Below are 19,407 nucleotides of genomic sequence, written 5' to 3'. Positions count from 1 at the left end.
AAAGTCACGCTAGGAAGAGCAATGCCCTCGCTTTGTCTATTTTATTATCTTCAGGAAAAAGTTTCTTGATATTTGAAAAAGGCTTCAGTACTACGTATTTATTAATTCATAGAACTCTTTCATACTCTCTTTCAAATCACAAAGGTCTTTACTTAACCAACGAGCATGGAGGCCCACAGGGTCGAGTGCAGTTACTGCAAATTGCATATCAGAATACTTAGTTATCGACTCTTGAATGAATCGAGTCTCTATCTCAAGTTGTGGTTTGAAGAACCAGGCGTTTGCATAATAGCAGTGGTTATCGAGCAGTCCTAATTGTTGATTAGTAAACGTTGCGGGTTCGAACTTTTGTCGATCAAAAGCAATACACTGATCATCATAGTCAATTTTTATTGTTGAATCTACGTTGTCATACAGGAATTTCTCTTCATGCCTCTCTCTTCCTGGTGATAAGATGTCAGCAAAATAGCATGAAGAGTGAGGTTTAAGTGAGATTAAGATATTTTGCTTAAAACGAGCATCTTTGTACGGGATCGTTGTCTCTGGATACCAAACTAAATGACCGTGATCTTCAATATTTAACTGTATGGATTGTTCTGTTTGTAAACTCCCAATACGAGATGGATAAATTTTAGTCGCTGATTGGGTAATAACTTGAACATGTGCAGAAGGAGATACGTGAATGCGAATATCGTTTCTATCGCCGCCGGCCATTCCTCCTGAAGTATCAACTAAATAGACTGTAGCAACATCATCATTATTTAGATAAAGAACGCGACTAACACGCAACGGTGGTTTTTGATAGGAGTCTAATAACCTCGTTTTCCCTCTTTTGAAGCCAAATTTAAGGTCTAGTTTTCCATTTAAAGACTGGTGCACTAGGGCATTCATGAAAGGGAAGGCTCCTCTGGTTCAAAATCCTCAAGTAAGAGCTGAGCTTGAATCCATGAAATAATCTCGTCGATCCCAATCCCTTTCTTTTGATTAGAGAAAACAAAAGGACGGTCTCCTCTCGCACGTGATGCATCTTCTTTCATCATTGCTAAATCAACTTCAACATAAGGGGCTAAGTCTATTTTATTAATAACTAGTAAATCAGAGCGGGTTACGCCAGGTCCTCCTTTACGAGGGATATCTTGTCCTTCTGCGACATCAATGACATAAATAAACCCATCAACAAGCTCAGGACTAAATGTAGCTGATAAATTATCGCCACCACTTTCTACAAAAATAATATCTAAATTGTCAAACCGGTTTTTAAGCTCGTGAATGGCTTCGAAATTCATTGAAGCATCTTCACGGATGGCGGTGTGTGGACAACCACCTGTTTCCACGCCGATAATACGTTCAGGTTCAAGTACACCATTTTTCGTTAAGTATTGTGCATCCTCTTGAGTGTAAATGTCGTTCGTAATAACTCCGAGCTCATATTTTTCGTGCATAGCACGAGTTAGGCGCTCGATAAGTGCGGTTTTCCCTGAACCGACCGGGCCTGCAACTCCGATTCTTACTGGTTTCATGTCTATCATCCTTTCATTATGAAATAAATAGTCTAGTAAATAAATGTTCATGCTCCATAGAAGCTAGTTCTATACCGATTGCCTGATTGGATAAATCATCAAGTGAACGCTGATTAATAGCCAGTGCAATTTGCTCACAGTCTGGTAGAATCTCCTCGATGGCTCGAACACCTGCAGTTTGCCCTAGAGGGATCGCTCTAACTGCATTGTGTATCAGATTAGCAACGGATGAATAGAGAAAGCTACTTATTGCTGCGTGCTGAGGTATACCTTGCACATATGTGAAAATTCCATATGAAATGGCGTGGTGACCGAGTGTCTTATTGATTTGTACGGCTTTTTGCCATTCGATTAGGATTTCGGATGAAGATAGAGGAGTAGCAGTTTCTAAAAACTGTCTCCCCATTTTCAAACTTCCTTGGCGTGATTCTTTGGCTATTTTCATAGTGTGACAAAGTCGGTCGAGTTTATATATATCGTCGATTGGTGCGGCTTTTGATAAGGCCTGCCAAGTTTCTTTTACGAAAATCCCATCCCCAAAAGCGAGGTTCTCATGTAAAAAGGTTCGACAAAACTCAAGCAACGTATCTTTATTAAAAATTGTGTTTTTTTGAATGTAGGTTTCCATTCCGAAAGAATGTGTATAAGCTCCGATCGGAAAAGCAGAATCATTTATGTGCATGAGCTGCAGAAGTTGTCTCGTGCTCATGCTTATGGTCGTTTGTGTGTGCGTGGTGGTGATGATGTCCCTTGTACTTAAAGGCTTGGTTAAAACGCTTTTCTGTTTCGACATACTCAACCCCCGTTTCGTTAAAGATGACTTCTAACGTCTTATCGAATCTAACTATAATTTCATCATTTTCTACGATACAAGGTGTATGGCGATTCCCGAGCTCGAATGCAACCTTGCCCATTTCTGCCATGCTTTTTGGTTTAATTAGATAAGCAGGTTCAAGCTTTGTCTGAACAACAATGGTTGTTTTTGCATCGTGATATAAGATGTCTCCATATTTAAGCCCTTGTTCGTCTAATACAAGCGCAATTTCTCGACCATTATCCGTGTTTTTGCGTAAAATTCGCTTATTTAACTCTTCCCAATCGAGTTCTACCCATTCAATTTTAGAGTTTCCGATATCGAATGTATCAAGGTTACCAATCACAGTATGAATTTTCATAATTATCCTCCTAGTTTAGTAGTTTGAAGCCAGAAGAAAAAGGAGAACCCCACTCCTTTTTCGAAGAAGTCAAAGGCTCCGCTCGCTGCGCGTCAGGAGGGAAGGGCACCTCCTGCCTAAAAAACAGGCAGCGGCTGCGCTCTTTGTAAGCCAGAAGAAAAAGGAGAAAATCGCTCCTTTTCGAAAAAGTCAAAGGCTCCGCTCGCTGCGCGTCAGGAGGGAAGGGCACCTCCTGCCTAAAAAACAGGCAGCGGCTCCGCTCTTTGCAAGCCAGAAGAAAAAGGAGAAAAGCGCTCCTATTCGAAGAAGTCAAAGGCTCCGCTCGCTGCGCGTCAGGAGGGAAGGGCACCTCCTGCCTAAAAAACAGGCAGCGGCTCCGCTCTTTGCAAGCCAGAAGAAAAAGGAGAAAAGCGCTCCTATTCGAAGAAGTCAAAGGCTCCGCTCGCTGCGCGTCAGGAGGGAAGGGCACCTCCTGCCTAAAAAACAGGCAGCGGCTCCGCTCTTTGCAAGCCAGAAGAAAAAGGAGAAAATCGCTCCTTTTTCTTCTGGCTAAAATAAAAAGTATCTTTGGGCCATTGAGACGGTTTTGAATGGTTCGCATGTTACGACGTTTCCGTCAACTTTTACTTCGTATGTTTCTGGGTGGATATCAATTTTAGGTGTTGCGTCATTTAACTTCATGGATGATTTACCGATGTTTCGGCAATTTTTAACGACTCCAATCCTATTTTGTAATCCGAGTTCTTTATGTACTCCTCTGTCAAAGCCTGCTTGAGATAAAAACGTCATCGTTGTTGCGTGACGAGCCTTTCCGAAGCTACCGAACATTGGACGTTGAAAGACAGGTTGTGGGGTCGGGATAGATGCATTAGGATCGCCCATTTGTGCGTGAGCAATTAAGCCACCTTTTACGATAATCTCTGGCTTTACCCCGAAGAAACGAGGGTCCCAAATGACTAAGTCAGCCAATTTGCCAACCTCAACTGAACCAACCTCATGACTAATTCCGTGGGTAATAGCAGGATTTATCGTATATTTAGCGATATATCGTTTAATACGGAAATTATCATTATCTTTTCCCTCATCCTCTTCTAAAGGACCAAATTGCTTTTTCATTTTATCTGCTGTTTGCCATGTGCGTGTTATCACTTCACCGACGCGCCCCATTGCTTGAGAATCAGAAGAGATAATACTAATGATCCCTAAATCGTGAAAGATGTCCTCGGCAGCAATTGTTTCAGGTCGGATTCGTGAATCTGCGAATGCAACATCTTCTGGGACGCGTGGATCGAGATGATGGCAAACCATAAGCATATCTAAATGTTCATCGATCGTGTTTACAGTAAATGGACGAGTCGGATTTGTTGAAGATGGTAGGACATTTGGAAATGCAGCAATTTTCATAATGTCAGGAGCATGCCCACCACCAGCGCCTTCCGTATGGTATGTATGGATCACGCTATCGCCAATGGCTGCAATTGTATCTTCGACGAAACCTGCTTCATTTAAAGTATCGGTATGAATCGCGACCTGGATATCCATCTCGTCTGCAACATCAAGACAAGTCCGAATAGCCGCAGGAGTTGTCCCCCAATCTTCATGTAATTTTAAGCCAATGACCCCGGCTTCAACTTGTTCGCGTAATGGTTCTGGAGCGGAGGCGTTTCCTTTTCCTAAAAAACCGAGATTTACAGGAAAAGAATCTGCTGCTTCAAGCATTCGACTAATATTCCATAACCCAGGGGTACACGTCGTCGCTTTAGAACCGGTAGCAGGACCTGTTCCTCCGCCTATCATCGTTGTTAAGCCTGATGAAATCGCGGTGTCGACTTGTTGCGGACTAATGAAATGGATGTGGGCATCAATACCGCCTGCAGTAACGATTAATCCTTCTCCGGCGATCGCCTCAGTGGCCGCACCAACAATCATGTTTTCGTTAACGCCATCCATCATTGTTGGATTACCGCCTTTACCTATCCCAACAATGCGGCCGTCCTTTATACCGATGTCAGCTTTGGTGATACCTGTATAATCAAGGATTGTTGCGTTTGTAATAATTAAGTCTAGAACACCTTCATCACGAGTGTGAATCCCGCTTTGTCCCATCCCGTCACGAAGAACCTTCCCACCACCAAACTTGCATTCATCGCCGTATACAGTAAAATCTTTTTCTACTTCTAACCATAAGTCAGTATCTGCGAGACGAACTTTATCACCAGCTGTTGGGCCGTAAAGAGCAGCGTATTGAGCGCGAGTTAATTTCATTCTTTATGTTCACCGCCTTTAAAGTTTCTTGAGGATGTACGTTGTAAAAAGACTTGGCGCATTTGTTCTAACTCTCCTTCAGTTAAACCGTTTAATCCAAAAATGGCTTTATTACCGCCGACGTCAACTAGCTCAACAATTTTATCCTCACCAGGCTCAAACCTTACAGCTGTGCCAGCAGCGATGTTAAGTCTCATTCCGTAAGCGTCTGAACGATTGAAGTCTAGGTCGCGGTTTACCTCGGCAAAGTGAAAGTGAGAGCCGACTTGGATTGGTCTATCACCTGTATTGGCAACACGTAACGTTCTAGTCCTTCTTCCTTCGTTTATAACAATATTGCCTGTGGGTGTCTTTATTTCACCAGGTTTCATAATAAGTCCTCCTATTGAATGGGCTCATGAATGGTTACTAGTTTTGTTCCATCGGGAAATGTCGCTTCTACTTGAATATCATCTATCATTTCTGGGATACCTTCCATTACGTCATCCGCTGTTAAGACTTGTTTTCCTTCCTTCATTAACGTTGCAACTGTTTTACCGGCACGTGCTCCCTCTAAAACATAACAAGTAATCATAGCCACAGCTTCTGGATAGTTCAGCTTTATTCCATTTTCTTTTCGTTGTTTTGCTAATTCACCAGCCATAAAAATAAAGAGTTTTTCCTTTTCGACAGGGTTTAATTTCAATGCTTATCACCTCATTGATTCAAAGATTCAAAATCATTATCTATTAATATAAACCTCATGTTATAAATACTCAACCCTATATGTCAACTTTTATGACGTGGGATTGGTAATAGGTCTGTCATAGAAAAGTCGTGTTTTTTGTTTTTTGGGAAAACATGCATACAAAATACATATTTGGTGTGAGGTGTATGTAATGCTTGTTCCATATAATCTTACAATCTTTGTAAGAAATTCTTGTGTTAGGTTATATGACATCATTGCTGTTTTGTGATACAAAGCTTGGTATTCTCGGAAATGTGAAAAAAATACAAAAGAGGGGGTAATACTTTGAGAAAATTAATTAGTAAATGGAAAATGGCTTTAGTCGGAATATCACTACTTGCCTTAGCGGCTTGTGGCGGTGGCGATACTACTGGTTCAACGACTGGTTCTGAAAATGTTGAGGTTGATACTGGTGAAGTTGTAGAAATTGATGAAAATGAACAAATTGCAGTTGGGATTCTACATTCGTTAAGTGGAACGATGGCAATGAGTGAAACATCTTTACGAGATGCAGAGCTTCTAGCGATTGAGGAAATAAATGCTGCTGGAGGTGTATTAGGTAAAGAGCTGGTACCTGTTATCGAAGATGGTGCATCAGACTGGCCTACATTTACAGAAAGAGCAACTAAATTATTACAACAAGATGAGGTAGCAGTTGTATTTGGTGGTTGGACGTCGGCGAGTAGAAAAGCGATGCTTCCGGTTTTTGAGGAAAATAACGGGTTATTATTCTATCCAGTTCAATACGAAGGTATGGAAGATTCCCCTAATATTTTCTATACTGGGGCCGCTCCAAATCAACAAATTGTTCCGGCGGTTGATTGGTTACTAGAGAACAAAGGTACCGAGTTTTTCTTACTTGGTTCTGATTATGTATTCCCGAGACTTGCAAATGCGATTATTAAAGCACAGCTTGATGAAAATGGTGCAACCCTAGTAGATGAACAATACACGCCACTTGGTCATACGGACTATAACACAATTATTTCGCGTATTCGTGAAAAGAAACCACAAGTTATTTTTAACACATTAAACGGTGATAGTAACGTAGCTTTCTTTAAACAATTATCCGATGCTGGAATCACGTCAGATGATGTTACAGTTCTTTCTGTAAGTGTTGCCGAAGAGGAAATTCGTGGTATTGGAGCAGATGTACTTGAAGGACATCTTGCAAGCTGGAATTACTATCAAACAACCGATACACCTGAGAATGAGACCTTTGTTGCTAAATACAAAGAAGCTTACGGTGAAGATCGTGTAACCGGGGACCCTATTGAAGCTGCTTATTTCGCAGTGCATTTATGGGCGCTTGCTGCAGAAGCTGCGGGAACAACTGAAGTTGATGCAGTCAAGGAAGCAGCAGCAGGAATTGAGTTTAATGCGCCGGGTGGACCGGTCAAAATTGATGGTGAGAACCAGCATGTTTATAAAACAGTTCGTATTGGAGAAGTTCAAGCAGACGGGCAGTTTAAGGAAGTATGGAATTCAGGTGAGCCTGTAAAGCCAGACCCATACTTAAAGGAATACGATTGGGCGAGTGCAATTAGCAGCTCAATAGCTCAATAAAAGAAGAGGAATAAGAGAGGTTTGCCGCCTCTCTTATTCAAAATATTTAAATAATAAGGGTGGGGCGCAATAGCGAGCCACTATTAGGTGAAGGATGTGAAACGTATGGAAGGGATAATAATGCAAGCTTTTAATGGAATAAGCTTGGGGTCCATTCTATTATTAATTGCTCTTGGGTTGGCAATAACATTTGGATTAATGAAAGTAATCAATATGGCCCACGGTGAGCTGATTATGATTGGTGCGTATGCAACGTATGTCGTTCAACAAATTTTTTCGAATTATATACCACCACATCTATTTGATTTGTATTTCATTTTAGCGATCCCGTTTTCGTTTATTGTTGCGGCATTAATCGGGATGTTATTGGAGTATGTCGTTATTCGACATTTGTACGGCAGAGCACTTGATAGCTTACTAGCAACATTTGGGGTCGGCTTAATATTACAGCAAACGGCTCGTTCAATTTTTGGAGCCCCTAACGTCGGTGTTGAAAGCCCGTCATTTTTAAAAGGTGGAATGCAAATAGCGGGGATGACATTACCTTATACTCGTATTTTCATTATCTCCCTTGTTAGTTTATGTTTTGTTAGCCTGGCTGTCTATTTATACAAAACAAATAGTGGTAGAAAGATTCGTGCTGTTATGCAAAATCGTGAAATGGCAATGTGTGTTGGGATTTCTTCACGCCGAGTCGATATGACGACGTTTGCGATTGGTTCGGGAATTGCAGGGGTTGCCGGTGCAGCCTTAACGTTAATCGGACCAATTGGACCTACAATTGGCACGTATTATATCGTAGATGCATTTATGGTTGTTGTTGTCGGTGGAGTCGGTATGTTAATAGGTACAGTTGCTGGAGCAATGGGAATCGGTGTATTAAATACAGTGTTTGAATATTGGACAAATGCTTCAATGGGGAAAGTATTAATCTTTGCACTGATCGTTTTATTCTTGCAATGGCGTCCGGCAGGGATGTTCTCATTAAGAACAAGATCGCTCGATTAGGGAGAAAGGAGGAGCATGATGAAATTTTCAGTTGCAAACTATCTTATGGATCGAAAGTGGTTGTTTATCGTCTTAGTATTAATTTTAATCGCAATGCCATTATTGTTATCGGATTTCCGCATTAATCTATTAGGTCGTTATATAGCATTTGCGATATTGGTCATTGGTCTTGACTTACTTTGGGGGTACACGGGAGTATTAAGTCTCGGTCATGGGATTTTCTTTGGTTTAGGTGCGTATATCATGGCGATTTATTTAAAAATGGAGGCGTCACCTGGGGTACCTGATTTTATGATGTGGAATGGCATTATGGAATTACCGTGGTTTTGGGTTGTTCTACAAAATCCGCTCATTGCCATATTGGCGGGAATCATGGTTCCGATGTTTTTAGCGACAATTCTCGGGTTCTTTACATTTAGAAATCGAATTAAAGATGTCTATTTTACAATTTTAACGCAAGCGTTAGTAATTGTAACGACAACATTAATTGTAAGTCAGCAAAATGTTACAGGTGGTACGAATGGATTAACGAATTTTACAACGATTTTTGGCTATTCATTATCAAACCCTTCAACGCAAAAAGTAATTTACTATATTTCAATTGGAATTCTTGTCGGAGTATTCTTCTTTTGCTACAAGTTAACGAATAGCCGTTTTGGTAAAGCGCTAATTGCGATTCGAGATGGAGAAAACCGCCTTCGTTTCTCGGGTTATGATACGTCAATGTTCAAAGTGTTTATTTTTGCTATCTCAGCTGGGATTGCAGGTTTAGCAGGTATGCTGTTTGTGATGCAAGTCGGAATTATTTCACCAACAATGATGGGAATTGTACCTTCTATTGAAATGATTCTGTGGGTTGCTATTGGTGGGCGTGGTACATTAATTGGACCAGTGATAGGAGCGATTATAACGAATACTGCAAAAACACTATTTAGTGAATCGTATCCCGATATTTGGCTTTACTTCTTAGGGGCTGTATTTGTCATTGTCGTTGTCTTTTTACCTGGTGGTTTAATGAGTTTATTTGAAAAGCTGAAGAGAAGGGGTGGAGGAAATGAGCAAAGTACAGTCGTCCGAAAGCAAGAAGTCAATCATCCTACAAGCTAATGGGATCTCAGTGAATTTTGGGGCTTTTTATGCAATAAGTGACTTTTCCTTCCGAATAACCGATGGAGAGCTTCACTTTCTTATTGGACCAAATGGAGCTGGGAAAACAACCTTTTTAGATGTTGTTTGTGGTAAGACCAAAAATAGTAAAGGTACTATTACGTTAAAAGAAAAGGATAATTTATCAAAACTAAAGGAATTTGAAATTGTCCGTAAAGGGGTAGGTCGTAAATTCCAAGCCCCTTCTATTTTTGGGAACTTGAGCGTATGGGAAAACCTCGAGTTGGCAATGAAGCAGGATAAACGATTGTTCAGTATTCTTAAAGCAAGGCCGAAGCAAGAGGAAGAAACAGAAATTCTTGAGATGCTAGGTCTTATTGGATTAATGGAACAGAAAGATAATGATGCACGCCTCTTGTCGCATGGGCAGAAGCAATGGCTTGAAATCGGGATGGTTATGATGCAAAAACCGGATTTACTAATGTTAGATGAGCCGATTGCCGGAATGACAGAAGAAGAGGAAGAAAAGACAGGAGAGCTACTTTTAAAATTAAAAGAGCAATGCGCCATTATTGTCGTTGAGCATGACATGGACTTTGTTAGGAAGTATTCAGAAAAGGTAACAGTTATGCATGGTGGTCAGTTACTATGTGATGGGACGATGGAAGAAGTCCAGACTAACGAACGAGTAATGGAAGTGTATCTTGGACGTAAGGGTGAGGATAAAAATGCTGCAATTAAAACAGGTTGAAGTAGCGTACGATGAAAGTACGGTTATTCGTGATGTATCAATGACGGTTAAGCCGGGGCAAGTTGTTTGTTTAATGGGGCGTAATGGTGTTGGTAAAACGACATTAATGAAGGCGATAATGGGTGTGTTAACGAGTAAGAATGGTCAAATTATATATGAAGATGAAGAGATAACGAAAAAGAATCCGACGCACCGTGCCAAAAAAGGGTTTGGCTATGTTCCTCAAGGAAGAGAAATTTTTAGTCATTTAACAGTATATGAGAATATTTTAATCGGTCTAGAAGCTAGAAATGATAAGAAACGTCATGTTGACCCTGTTATTTATGATTACTTCCCTGTTTTAAAAGAGATGAAAGATAGACGTGGGGGAGATTTAAGTGGAGGGCAGCAGCAGCAATTAGCAATTGCGAGAGCGCTTGTATCTGATCCTAAGTTTTTATTGTTCGATGAACCAACTGAGGGAATTCAACCAAATATCGTTGCAGATATTCAGAACGTAATAAAAGACATTAAGCAAAACAAAAAAGATACTTCGATTTTGCTAATCGAACAAAGCTTTGACTTTGCTCAAAGTGTAGCAGATTACTTCTATATTATCGATAAAGGTCGAGTTGTATATGAAGGAGAAGAATTAGTGGAAGAAGAAGTTAGCCGCTATTTAGCAGTATAGGGCCTGGCTCATCAAAGGCTGTGCCAAAAGGTTAAAAACAACCTTTTGGCACAGCCTCCTACGTTAATGAGGAGATTCCTCCTGCTTTAAGTAGCGTTTATCTTTCATAAATAATCGCCAGAACCAAAAGAAAATTGGCACGAGAACGGCCATACCAACACCGTACCCAATGAGTAGAGAATGGAACATGACTTCATTTGTAAATGCATCATAAATGGTTACATTTGGATAAAGGAAGTAAGGCATATGGGCTGAACCATACGCAAAGCTTGCCAAACCAAATTGTAAGGCTATAAATAAGACTGCTATACGCGGGTGGCCAACTGTTGTCTTTTTAGAAGGCCACCATAGTGCGCTATAACCAATGGCAAAAGCAAAAAGGGATAAAGAAAACCAAAGCCACTCGTTAACCATATTCTCGAACATCCAAAAAGCTTCTGGAATCAATGTCATAATAGCCGCTACTGCAAACGAAAGAGTGATCGGACCGAGAATAATCGCGTTTCGACGATAGACTCTATATGTTTCCTCGGAATTTGCTTCCCTCGCATAATCACTTAATAGAAGAGAGGACAAAAATAATTCTGTACTAAGTCCAAACCCTAAATGTGTATAAAAGGTTGGGCTCGTAAACAATTGGTCAATAAGCACATATTGCCGATTACCAACGGTCTCAATAAATCCTCCGATAGCAGCTGGTAAAATACTAACGAGTAAAGCAGGAATGAGTAAACCCGTTATGCCAGAGATGATTACGAGCATATTCGTGTATTTTTGAACGGAATACGAGTAAACCATAAATGCGCTACGTATCGTTAGTAAAAAGAGAACTAGACAAAATGGCACAATCATTAACGTTCCTAATGAAGAGGCTGCACCTGGGAAAAAACCAACTAACGCAACAACGAGTAATACGAGAAAAACATTTGTAACCTCCCAAGAAGGTGAGAGATAACGATTAGCGACGCTAGCGGCTTTCGTATCCGTACGTTTACGATAATACATCGCCCAAAAACCGGCACCAAAGTCAATCGACCCTGCAATTGCGTAAATAAATAAAAAAGCCCAAAGTATAATGATCGCGATATAAACATCTTCCATTTTTAAATCCTTTCTTGAGAACGTCTTTAAGAAGGTAGCATTTGCAACTCTTTTGAAACTGGATTGCGTTGAAAATAGAAATGCATAACTAAGGCTGTTATGACGAGTAAGACAAGATAAAGCGCCATAAACAGGAACAGAAGCATTCCTAGATTACCCGACTGTGTTGCTGCTTCTGATGTTAATTGGATTCCGTGGATAGTCCAAGGCTGTCTTCCGGTACAACTAAAAATCCATCCCGTTTCAATGCCGATCATCGCTAAAGGTCCTGAAGCAACGAGAGAGGCGAGCAGCCATTTTGGAAAGATTGTCTCTTTTTTTCTTCTAATAAACCAAATAAACCAACTAAGTGCGGCAATTGCTAATAAAAGCATACCGATCCCAACCATAATATTGAATAATGTATGGACATAGAGTGGAGGCCACTCTTCACGAGGAAAGTCATATAGACCTTGGATGACGCCTTCTGTCGTCCCTGTCGCAATCCAACTTAGCATCCCTGGAATTTCAATTCCCCCTACGACTCGACCGGCTTCCGGGTCAGGGGTTCCCATTATCGCGAGTGGTGCATTACTTTGTGTTTCAAAGAGTCCTTCTGCAGCAGCGAGTTTTATTGGGATTTCTTCATGTAGCATCACCGCTGTATCATGACCGTTAATTGACGTATAAAGTGTCATCAATAACGCAACCGCAAGTGAAAGCATTAACCCTTTTCTGTAATAAGAGGATTCTCTTTGCTCTAGACCACCTTTGTATAATTTAAAAGCAGCAACCGCAGCTAGTACAAAAGCTCCTGTTAAATAGGCGCTACTAACGACATGAAGTGAGGTAACGAATACACTCGGGTTAAATACAGCCTCAAGTGGTCTGACGTTACTGACTTGTCCGTTTATATAATCGAATCCTCTAGGGGTATTCATCCAGGCATGGGCATCGGTAATTAGAACGGCAGAAGCAGTTGCTCCTAGTGCGACAAAAAAGACACTAATGATTCTCATTGTAGAAGATAGTCGGTCGGCGGCATACACGTAAATGGAAAGAAACAAAGCTTCTAAAAAGAACGCGAATATTTCAACTTGAAATGGAAGGGCAATAACCTGACCGACAATTTCCATGTAGCCAGGCCATAGTAATGTTAACATTACACCAACAATCGTACCTGAAGGGATTGCGACACCGAGTAATATAGCTACTCCTTTCGTCCAACGTTTAGCTAGAAGCCCATACTCCTCATCTTTTCGAATGACTCTCATGATTTCCGCTAATAAGATCATCAACGTTATCCCGACACCTAGAGTTGCAAAAATAATATGGAAGGCCATTGATGAGCCAAAAAGCATCCGAGCTAATAAAACATTATCCATTCATCATTCTTCCCTTCGCTATAAATCGTACCAATATATCCATGCTTTTACTGTTTGTTAACAATAGAAATTCTATTCGTTTTTAGTAAATGTTGTATATAAAATTAAGGCAAGCTGAAGTGATTCTATTAACTGAGATCAAAACATAAATTGAAATAACGAATGGCTTGGTGGAGGTGCAACTATACAATGATGTATCATTTTATGCAGCGTGAGATTGACAAAGCAACAATTGAAGATTTAATGAAAACCGAAAGCTTTGATGTGCTTACTCTTGATTTCTTGTCCGTTTTAGCACAAACAGATCAGGAGCGTTATCTAATTAGACAGGTTCTTCGTAGTCGTAGACAACAGTATGATATACTTAGAAGCTTATATATGCAGATGTATCATTCACAGCCTCAAGTGGACCAAAACATTTTTCAAAAGCCAGAATCCTATATACACGGTATTAAAAGTCAGCAAGTACGTGTAGAGAATCGAAAAAGAATCTTATCGAACTTCAAAAGTCAGACAACCGATTCCACTGTCAGTCAAGTCATTCAAATGGTGTTAAACTTGAATCAATATGAAGGAATATTATTAAACCAGCTGGAAAGAATTATAGAGGACAATGAAAATTAGTTATCCACATTAAAATATAGACATATATAAGTGTTCAACACACTTATTAACATTATAAACAGAATAATTGTGGTTTTATCCACATGATGTAACCGTTATAACAACATATATCCACAGAGAAGTAGTGTTTACCCACAGTTGTTGTGGATTAATTGTGGGTAAGCTTGCCGAATTTTGGGGTTTACAAAAAACCTGTCTATTTGTTAGAATATTTCTAACAGTTAAAACAAATAAATTTTTTTTGGTATAAAATTGAGCGGGTGTTCAACGTAGAACACCTGTACTAAAAGGGGTTTATGAGAGGAGAGAAGGGAATGACGGTTTCAGAAAAAAAGAAGATCGAAGACTTACAAGAGAAAATAAATCGCTTATCAGTGGAATTAGATGAATTGAAAAAGGCAAATCGTGATGGTTTCGAGCCGCTTGAAACAGATGATTTCCTGATTCAAGCTTATAATTAGTGATAAATATATCCACATAGTAGAGGTCGCCAAAAGGAATGAGGAATCCTATAAAAGGCGATCTCTTTCTTTTTTTCAAAAAAACTTGGTAAAATAGGATTAAGAATGTTCAAAAGGAGGACATACATATGGAAAGGAAAGCATGTCGCTCGCTTTGTAAGGGGATATGGATAGGGGGAGCTGTTACTGTTGCTGCGCTTTTATTAAAGAAAGAGTGGCGTTCGAAACTAATAGAAGAAGCAAGTGAATTTAAACATCAATCTGCTGAGGTTATTACCTTTATTCGGGAAAATCGCGAAGATATTTTTAATCAAGTAAAAATGACAACATCGGAAGTCTCTAATGTTGTTCAAGGAATTTCTGATGATATTAAACAGCTAACATCTACGGTAAAACACTTAAAGGATAGTTCAGAGGAGCTTGTCAAAGTCACAAAAGAAGCGGCTAAGGAAGTAAGGGATTTAAAAAACATCGAAATTGATGAATAAGCTAAACAGTAATTAGCCATAGTAATAAACGAGAAGCAACAAGCTTCTCACTCACTAACACTAGTCAGGTGGTTGTTCAACATGCAATAGGCAAGAAGATTTTTGTTGGTGTTGTAAGAACTTCGATTGAGGTGATTACATTGGACAGCGCACAGGTAATTTCAAGATTGTGAATAGCAAGACTGAAATGAGGTGTCTCCGAAAAACAAAAATCGATTCGGCCCCATATTGTTGACTGAATAAGAAAGCTTGAAAGGTGTAGTGAATTAGAGGTGACCACTTTCGGTGGTCACCTCTTTTTTTCGTTGCGATGACTTGTACGGAAATGCTTGTTAAAATGAAAAAGGGGTAATAAAAATGAACATGAGATTTAATATGACCGAGACTGGATTTTATACAGAAACTGAATATGGCGATCTTCACATTTCAAGTAACGTTGAGAGTGGATACCGTCCTTTTCAACTTTTTGTATCATCTGTTGCGACGTGTAGTGGAGGACTTTTTAGAACAATCTTAGATAAGAAACGGATTGACTTTGAACATATTTATATTGATGTTAAAACAAAAAGAAAGGAAATAGGTGCTCGCGAAATAACGGATATTCATCTTCACTTTATTTTAGTAGGGGCAAATGTAGAGGAGCATACATTAGAAAAAATACTAAAATTAGCAAAAAAGCACTGTCCTATTGTGCAAAGTGTGAATAATAGTATAAGGGTTACCGAGACGTTTGAAATGAAATAATGGCTAGGGAAAAAAGAGAGGAAAGCTATGAAGAACAATCAACTTGATTTTACGGAGGGGAATATTGCCAAGAAAATGTTCATTTATGCTTGGCCGATTTTTTTAAGTAATTTATTGCAAACGTCATACCAGTTAATCGACTCACTGTGGGTAGGGAATTTAATTGGGGCAACAGGATTAGGAGCAGTCGCCATTTCTGGTACGGTTATTTTTACAATTTTGTCTTTTATTATTGGGGTAAATGGGGCAACACTCACAGTTCTTTCACAAAGAAGAGGGGCGAATGATGAAAAAGGGTTGAAGGACTCTTTGAATGCTTTTGTTTTTGTGCTTGGTGGTCTAGCCATATTATTAGGGCTTGTAGGTTTTTTATTCTCAGGAATGATATTAAAAGCAATGGGGACTCCAGCTGAAATATTCCCTATGGCAAAAACGTATTTACGAATAAATTTTATTGGTATCTTGTTTTTATTTGGATATAACTTTATCGGAACGGTTTTGAGAGCGTTGGGAGATAGTAAAACCCCGATTCGGTTTATTACCGTCGCTGTGTTACTAAACACGATTCTCGATCCAATCTTTATTCACTCGTTCGGCCTAGGAATTAACGGTGCAGCTTATGCCACGATTTTATCTCAAGCAATTGCGTTTTTATACGGTTTATTTTATTCGATCTATAAAGCGGGTGTTCCGTTTTCCACACCTACTTTGCCAGAAAAAAGATACTTTTTAGTTTTACTTAAAATGGGTTTGCCATCAGGCTTATCTATGATGGCGATATCAGCAGGTATTCTGGCGATTATGTCTGTTGTTACAAGCTTTGGAGAGGACGCTGTCGCAGGTTTCGCAGCTGCCCAGAGATTAGATAGTTTAATCATGCTACCGGCTTTAACACTAGGGTCGGCTGTTAATAGCATGGCAGGACAAAATATTGGAGCACGGCTGTGGCAAAGAGTTCATGATATCGAAAAGCAAGGAATCATTTTAATTTTACTCGTATCCATTTCAATAAGTACATTAATTTTTATAAGTGCAGAATGGCTCGTGACAATGTTTGTTCAAGAGCGCTCGACGATAGAATTTGGGACACTTTATATTAAAACAATTGCGTTTTTCTATCCTTTTTTAGGAATTAACTTTGTTCTTAATGGAATTGTACGAGCGTCTGGTGCAATGGTTCAAGTGCTCGTTCTAAATATTATTTCCTTTTGGCTTTTACGATTTCCATTAACATTTCTTTTCGCAAGCTCATTTGGTGAAATAGGCATTGCACTAGGGATGGGAACGAGCTTTGTTATAAGTAGTTTTATAGCTACATGTTATTATTTCCTCGGAAATTGGCGAAATGAAAGCGAGAAGGTTGACGAAATGACACGAGGAGAAACGGCTGCCGCGAAAGATGACTAATGCTGGAAAGTTTGCATTTCCAATTATTGACACGGTGTGAGTGGATATTTTTTTTGTTTCCGTTCACACTATTTTGTAACAGCATAAAGTTTCCAAGGAGGAATTCTCGATGAAACGACTCATCGCAGCACTCGTAGTGCTTTTTGTTATGTCTACATCATTATCGGTTTTCGCTGAAGAAGGTAAAAAAGAAGAAAAAGGCTTGGAAATTCCTGACTCTGTCTTAAATATAGCAAAGGAAAATACGTATACAAATCCAACACAGGATCTTCCTTATTTACAACCAAGTACGTTAGCCCAAGAATTATTAGATAGTACTGATGTAAGCATTGAGAATCCTGATTTAATCCGTATTTTTAATGAATCCACAATAAATAATAATAAGCTAGCTATCGGGTTTCGCGCTTCGGTTTATCTAGGTGAATGGCCATTAGCCTATCACTCTGAAGGTACTGATGTTAATTGGCAATTCAAAAAAGTAAATACTAATTTTATTGACAACCGTGGAGGAAATACCCCTCAAAAACTGACTTATACACAGGAACAACAAAAGAAGGTTGTTGGTGGTTTAACTGCTAAAATCCCTAACAGTGATGCAGTTAAAAAGATGATGATGATCAAGGCTGCAGAACAAATTAATGTCCCTTTAGCATTTGAAACGGTCATCGGACAAGGTACGAAAAAAGGGCAAACGTATAACATTCCAACAAAACAACTTGGTTACTTACACAGCTTTGTTCCAGCGGTTAATGAAAAAGGGAAGGTCACGTACGGGGAAGTATACTTGACATTTAAAGGCGGAAAACGAAAGCTTGAAGTCAAAAACGTGACTAAACAAGGAATCGGAGCTTGGATACCAGTCCAAGACCACTTATCCTTCTCATTCATATCCTCAAACCAACCAAAATAACAGAAGAGGGCATTGAAAAAGGGTGGTTTTTGACCTTTTTCAGTACCCTCTTAAAGCCCAGCTCTATGAGGAGGCCACTGAAAAACCTTCTTAAGTAACTCAAAGAAGAAGTAATGGCTTCGCACGTTGCACGCCTTGCTACGAAAAAACCACTCGTAGCAAGGCTTTCAAAATCGGGCAACGGCTACGCACATTACTTAAAGGACACTGAAAAAAGGGAAACCCACCCTTTTTTCAGTGCCCTATATATTACAGCTTGCTTTTACGTGTTGAAAAATCGATATCCCGATAATATGTGTCTTTAACGAGAACATTTGGTCCAAGACATTTCACACTAGGACAATGGCAAGATAATGATTTTGCTGTTGAGGATGCTTGCCAAGTATGATAGGCATCCTCTAATTTGGTTGTTTGAATATTTCCTAATAGTGGCGTATCACCAAAATCAGTAACAATAATATTTCCATCGAAAATGTTGACATTTAACCGTGACCGACCATCCGGATCATTTCGGACGGTGACATTTTTTTCGGAGTATAAACGCTTTTGTAAAATGAGATCTTCTTCTTCAGAGCTACATGGATAAAAAGGGAGAGTTCCAAATAGCATCCATGTTTCAGGGTTTCGTGTATCTAACAGACGATGAATCCCCTCTCTAATCTCCTCTAGGCTTGCCACCTCTAACTGACTAGCAAAGTCACTTGGATACATGCTATATTTAACATCTTGCATCTTCGTGGGCTCAGTCATACCAACAAATCCACTATCATACATAGGGTGAATTTCATGTCTTTTACAGCCCATTTCCTCAACTACCTGCTTATGAATTTTTTCTAAGTGGGGTAGTGTATTCATATTAATCATTGTTTCAGCAGATACTAACACTCCCATTTCAGATAAAGCCTTAGAATTAACAATCATCTTGTCAAATAGTGCTTTTCTTTGTTCCCTAGTGGGCTTTCTTTCCATCATAGCAAAGCCAGTGTCTATAAACTCATCCTCTGTACCCCAGTTATGTGAGATATGTAATACATCTAAGTAGGGTGCTATTAGCCTGTATCTATCTAAATCTAAGGTTAAGTTAGAGTTTATCTGAGTGTACATTCCTCTCTCATGAGCATATTTCAATAAAGGTAATACATAATTTTCTACTGACTTTAAGGACATCATGGGTTCTCCCCCTGTGATGCTCATTGTTCGCAGGGTAGGTACTTCCTCTAATCTTTGCAGTAATAACTCTAATGGAAGTGCTTTAGGGTCTTTATGTGAAAGAGTATGTCCTACAGCACAATGTCTGCATCTCATATTACAGAGGTTTGTGGTAGTAAACTCTATGCTAGAAAGAGTTGTTTTTCCATATTTATCTATATCTAAGTAAGCCTCCCAAGCATCATTCTGAGGTGTGCTTTTGAGTTTGGTTCTTAATTCAGTCATTTCAATTACTCCTATCTTATTTCTAATACCTCTTACCTGAGAATAAGTACAGATAATGCTACTTGAACCTTTAACATATAGATAG

General features: G+C 39.5%; 21 protein-coding genes. 11 read left to right on the top strand and 10 right to left on the bottom strand.

Annotated elements, in window-relative coordinates:
- Positions 1-90 precede the first annotated feature (90 nt).
- The 7 genes from B1R93_RS07155 to ureA all read right to left on the bottom strand — a co-directional run bounded on the left by B1R93_RS07155 (position 91) and on the right by ureA (position 5,645).
- On the bottom strand, positions 91-891 hold the full coding sequence (locus B1R93_RS07155) for an urease accessory protein UreD (protein ID WP_088103205.1): 801 nt from the start codon (positions 889-891) through the stop codon (positions 91-93).
- Entirely contained in the window at positions 888-1,520 is a 633-nt protein-coding gene (gene ureG, locus B1R93_RS07150; RefSeq protein ID WP_088103204.1) for an urease accessory protein UreG, read from the bottom strand. Before ureG ends, B1R93_RS07155 begins: the two co-directional genes overlap by 4 nt.
- A 16-nt stretch (positions 1,521-1,536) precedes the next feature.
- A complete protein-coding gene (locus B1R93_RS07145; RefSeq protein ID WP_088103203.1) occupies positions 1,537-2,229 on the bottom strand; it encodes an urease accessory protein UreF in 693 nt (230 codons plus the stop codon).
- Entirely contained in the window at positions 2,189-2,695 is a 507-nt protein-coding gene (locus tag B1R93_RS07140) for an urease accessory protein UreE (protein ID WP_088103202.1), read from the bottom strand. Before B1R93_RS07140 ends, B1R93_RS07145 begins: the two co-directional genes overlap by 41 nt.
- Positions 2,696-3,244: 549 nt before the next feature.
- Positions 3,245-4,960 carry an urease subunit alpha gene (gene ureC / locus B1R93_RS07135; protein ID WP_088103201.1) on the bottom strand — a complete coding sequence of 572 codons (1,716 nt, stop codon included), beginning with the start codon at positions 4,958-4,960 and terminating at the stop codon, positions 3,245-3,247.
- A complete protein-coding gene (gene ureB, locus B1R93_RS07130) occupies positions 4,957-5,331 on the bottom strand; it encodes an urease subunit beta (RefSeq protein WP_088103200.1) in 375 nt (124 codons plus the stop codon). The genes ureC and ureB overlap by 4 nt, the downstream gene beginning before the upstream one ends.
- Positions 5,332-5,342: 11 nt before the next feature.
- Complete coding sequence (ureA, locus tag B1R93_RS07125) at positions 5,343-5,645, bottom strand: urease subunit gamma (protein WP_088103199.1); 303 nt, start codon at positions 5,643-5,645, stop codon at positions 5,343-5,345.
- A gap of 327 nt (positions 5,646-5,972) precedes the next feature.
- Between ureA and urtA the strand changes: the two genes are divergently transcribed.
- The 5 genes from urtA to urtE all read left to right on the top strand — a co-directional run bounded on the left by urtA (position 5,973) and on the right by urtE (position 10,789).
- Complete coding sequence (urtA, locus tag B1R93_RS07120; RefSeq protein WP_342587507.1) at positions 5,973-7,253, top strand: urea ABC transporter substrate-binding protein; 1,281 nt, start codon at positions 5,973-5,975, stop codon at positions 7,251-7,253.
- Between the two features lie 105 nt (positions 7,254-7,358).
- Positions 7,359-8,261: an urea ABC transporter permease subunit UrtB gene (urtB, locus tag B1R93_RS07115; protein ID WP_088103198.1), complete on the top strand. Its 903-nt coding sequence runs from the start codon at positions 7,359-7,361 to the stop codon at positions 8,259-8,261.
- A 15-nt stretch (positions 8,262-8,276) separates the two neighbouring features.
- Positions 8,277-9,368, top strand: a complete 1,092-nt coding sequence (urtC, locus tag B1R93_RS07110) for an urea ABC transporter permease subunit UrtC (RefSeq protein WP_425348926.1) — start codon at positions 8,277-8,279, stop codon at positions 9,366-9,368.
- Positions 9,316-10,119, top strand: a complete 804-nt coding sequence (gene urtD / locus B1R93_RS07105) for an urea ABC transporter ATP-binding protein UrtD (RefSeq protein ID WP_088103196.1) — start codon at positions 9,316-9,318, stop codon at positions 10,117-10,119. The genes urtC and urtD overlap by 53 nt, the downstream gene beginning before the upstream one ends.
- Positions 10,097-10,789 carry an urea ABC transporter ATP-binding subunit UrtE gene (gene urtE / locus B1R93_RS07100; protein WP_088103195.1) on the top strand — a complete coding sequence of 231 codons (693 nt, stop codon included), beginning with the start codon at positions 10,097-10,099 and terminating at the stop codon, positions 10,787-10,789. The genes urtD and urtE overlap by 23 nt, the downstream gene beginning before the upstream one ends.
- A 63-nt stretch (positions 10,790-10,852) precedes the next feature.
- Here urtE and B1R93_RS07095 read toward each other — a convergent pair whose 3' ends face one another.
- A complete protein-coding gene (locus B1R93_RS07095; protein WP_088103194.1) occupies positions 10,853-11,890 on the bottom strand; it encodes a cytochrome d ubiquinol oxidase subunit II in 1,038 nt (345 codons plus the stop codon).
- Positions 11,891-11,916: 26 nt separating this feature from the next.
- Positions 11,917-13,254, bottom strand: a complete 1,338-nt coding sequence (locus B1R93_RS07090; RefSeq protein WP_088103193.1) for a cytochrome ubiquinol oxidase subunit I — start codon at positions 13,252-13,254, stop codon at positions 11,917-11,919.
- 189 nt (positions 13,255-13,443) lie between these two features.
- On the opposite strand from B1R93_RS07090, the gene B1R93_RS07085 reads away from it, so the two are divergent.
- The 6 genes from B1R93_RS07085 to B1R93_RS07065 all read left to right on the top strand — a co-directional run bounded on the left by B1R93_RS07085 (position 13,444) and on the right by B1R93_RS07065 (position 17,888).
- A complete protein-coding gene (locus tag B1R93_RS07085) occupies positions 13,444-13,878 on the top strand; it encodes a hypothetical protein (protein ID WP_088103192.1) in 435 nt (144 codons plus the stop codon).
- A gap of 314 nt (positions 13,879-14,192) precedes the next feature.
- Positions 14,193-14,339 carry a hypothetical protein gene (locus B1R93_RS22940; protein WP_165763748.1) on the top strand — a complete coding sequence of 49 codons (147 nt, stop codon included), beginning with the start codon at positions 14,193-14,195 and terminating at the stop codon, positions 14,337-14,339.
- Positions 14,340-14,467: 128 nt separating this feature from the next.
- Positions 14,468-14,827: a YtxH domain-containing protein gene (locus B1R93_RS07080; protein WP_088103191.1), complete on the top strand. Its 360-nt coding sequence runs from the start codon at positions 14,468-14,470 to the stop codon at positions 14,825-14,827.
- Between the two features lie 357 nt (positions 14,828-15,184).
- Positions 15,185-15,571 (top strand): OsmC family protein, encoded by a 387-nt coding sequence (locus B1R93_RS07075; protein ID WP_245308206.1) that lies wholly within the window; start codon positions 15,185-15,187, stop codon positions 15,569-15,571.
- Between the two features lie 27 nt (positions 15,572-15,598).
- Entirely contained in the window at positions 15,599-16,978 is a 1,380-nt protein-coding gene (locus tag B1R93_RS07070) for an MATE family efflux transporter (RefSeq protein WP_088103190.1), read from the top strand.
- Between the two features lie 109 nt (positions 16,979-17,087).
- Entirely contained in the window at positions 17,088-17,888 is an 801-nt protein-coding gene (locus B1R93_RS07065; RefSeq protein ID WP_088103189.1) for a YfkD famly protein, read from the top strand.
- A gap of 249 nt (positions 17,889-18,137) precedes the next feature.
- On the opposite strand, the gene yfkAB is transcribed toward B1R93_RS07065, so the two are convergent.
- Positions 18,138-19,322 (bottom strand): radical SAM/CxCxxxxC motif protein YfkAB, encoded by a 1,185-nt coding sequence (gene yfkAB, locus B1R93_RS07060; RefSeq protein WP_088103188.1) that lies wholly within the window; start codon positions 19,320-19,322, stop codon positions 18,138-18,140.
- Between the last annotated feature and the right edge of the window lie 85 nt (positions 19,323-19,407).

The organism is Halalkalibacter urbisdiaboli, from assembly GCF_002156385.1.
Taxonomy (GTDB): domain Bacteria; phylum Bacillota; class Bacilli; order Bacillales; family Bacillaceae_D; genus Halalkalibacter_A; species Halalkalibacter_A urbisdiaboli.
This window is presented reverse-complemented; position numbering and strand designations above follow the sequence as displayed.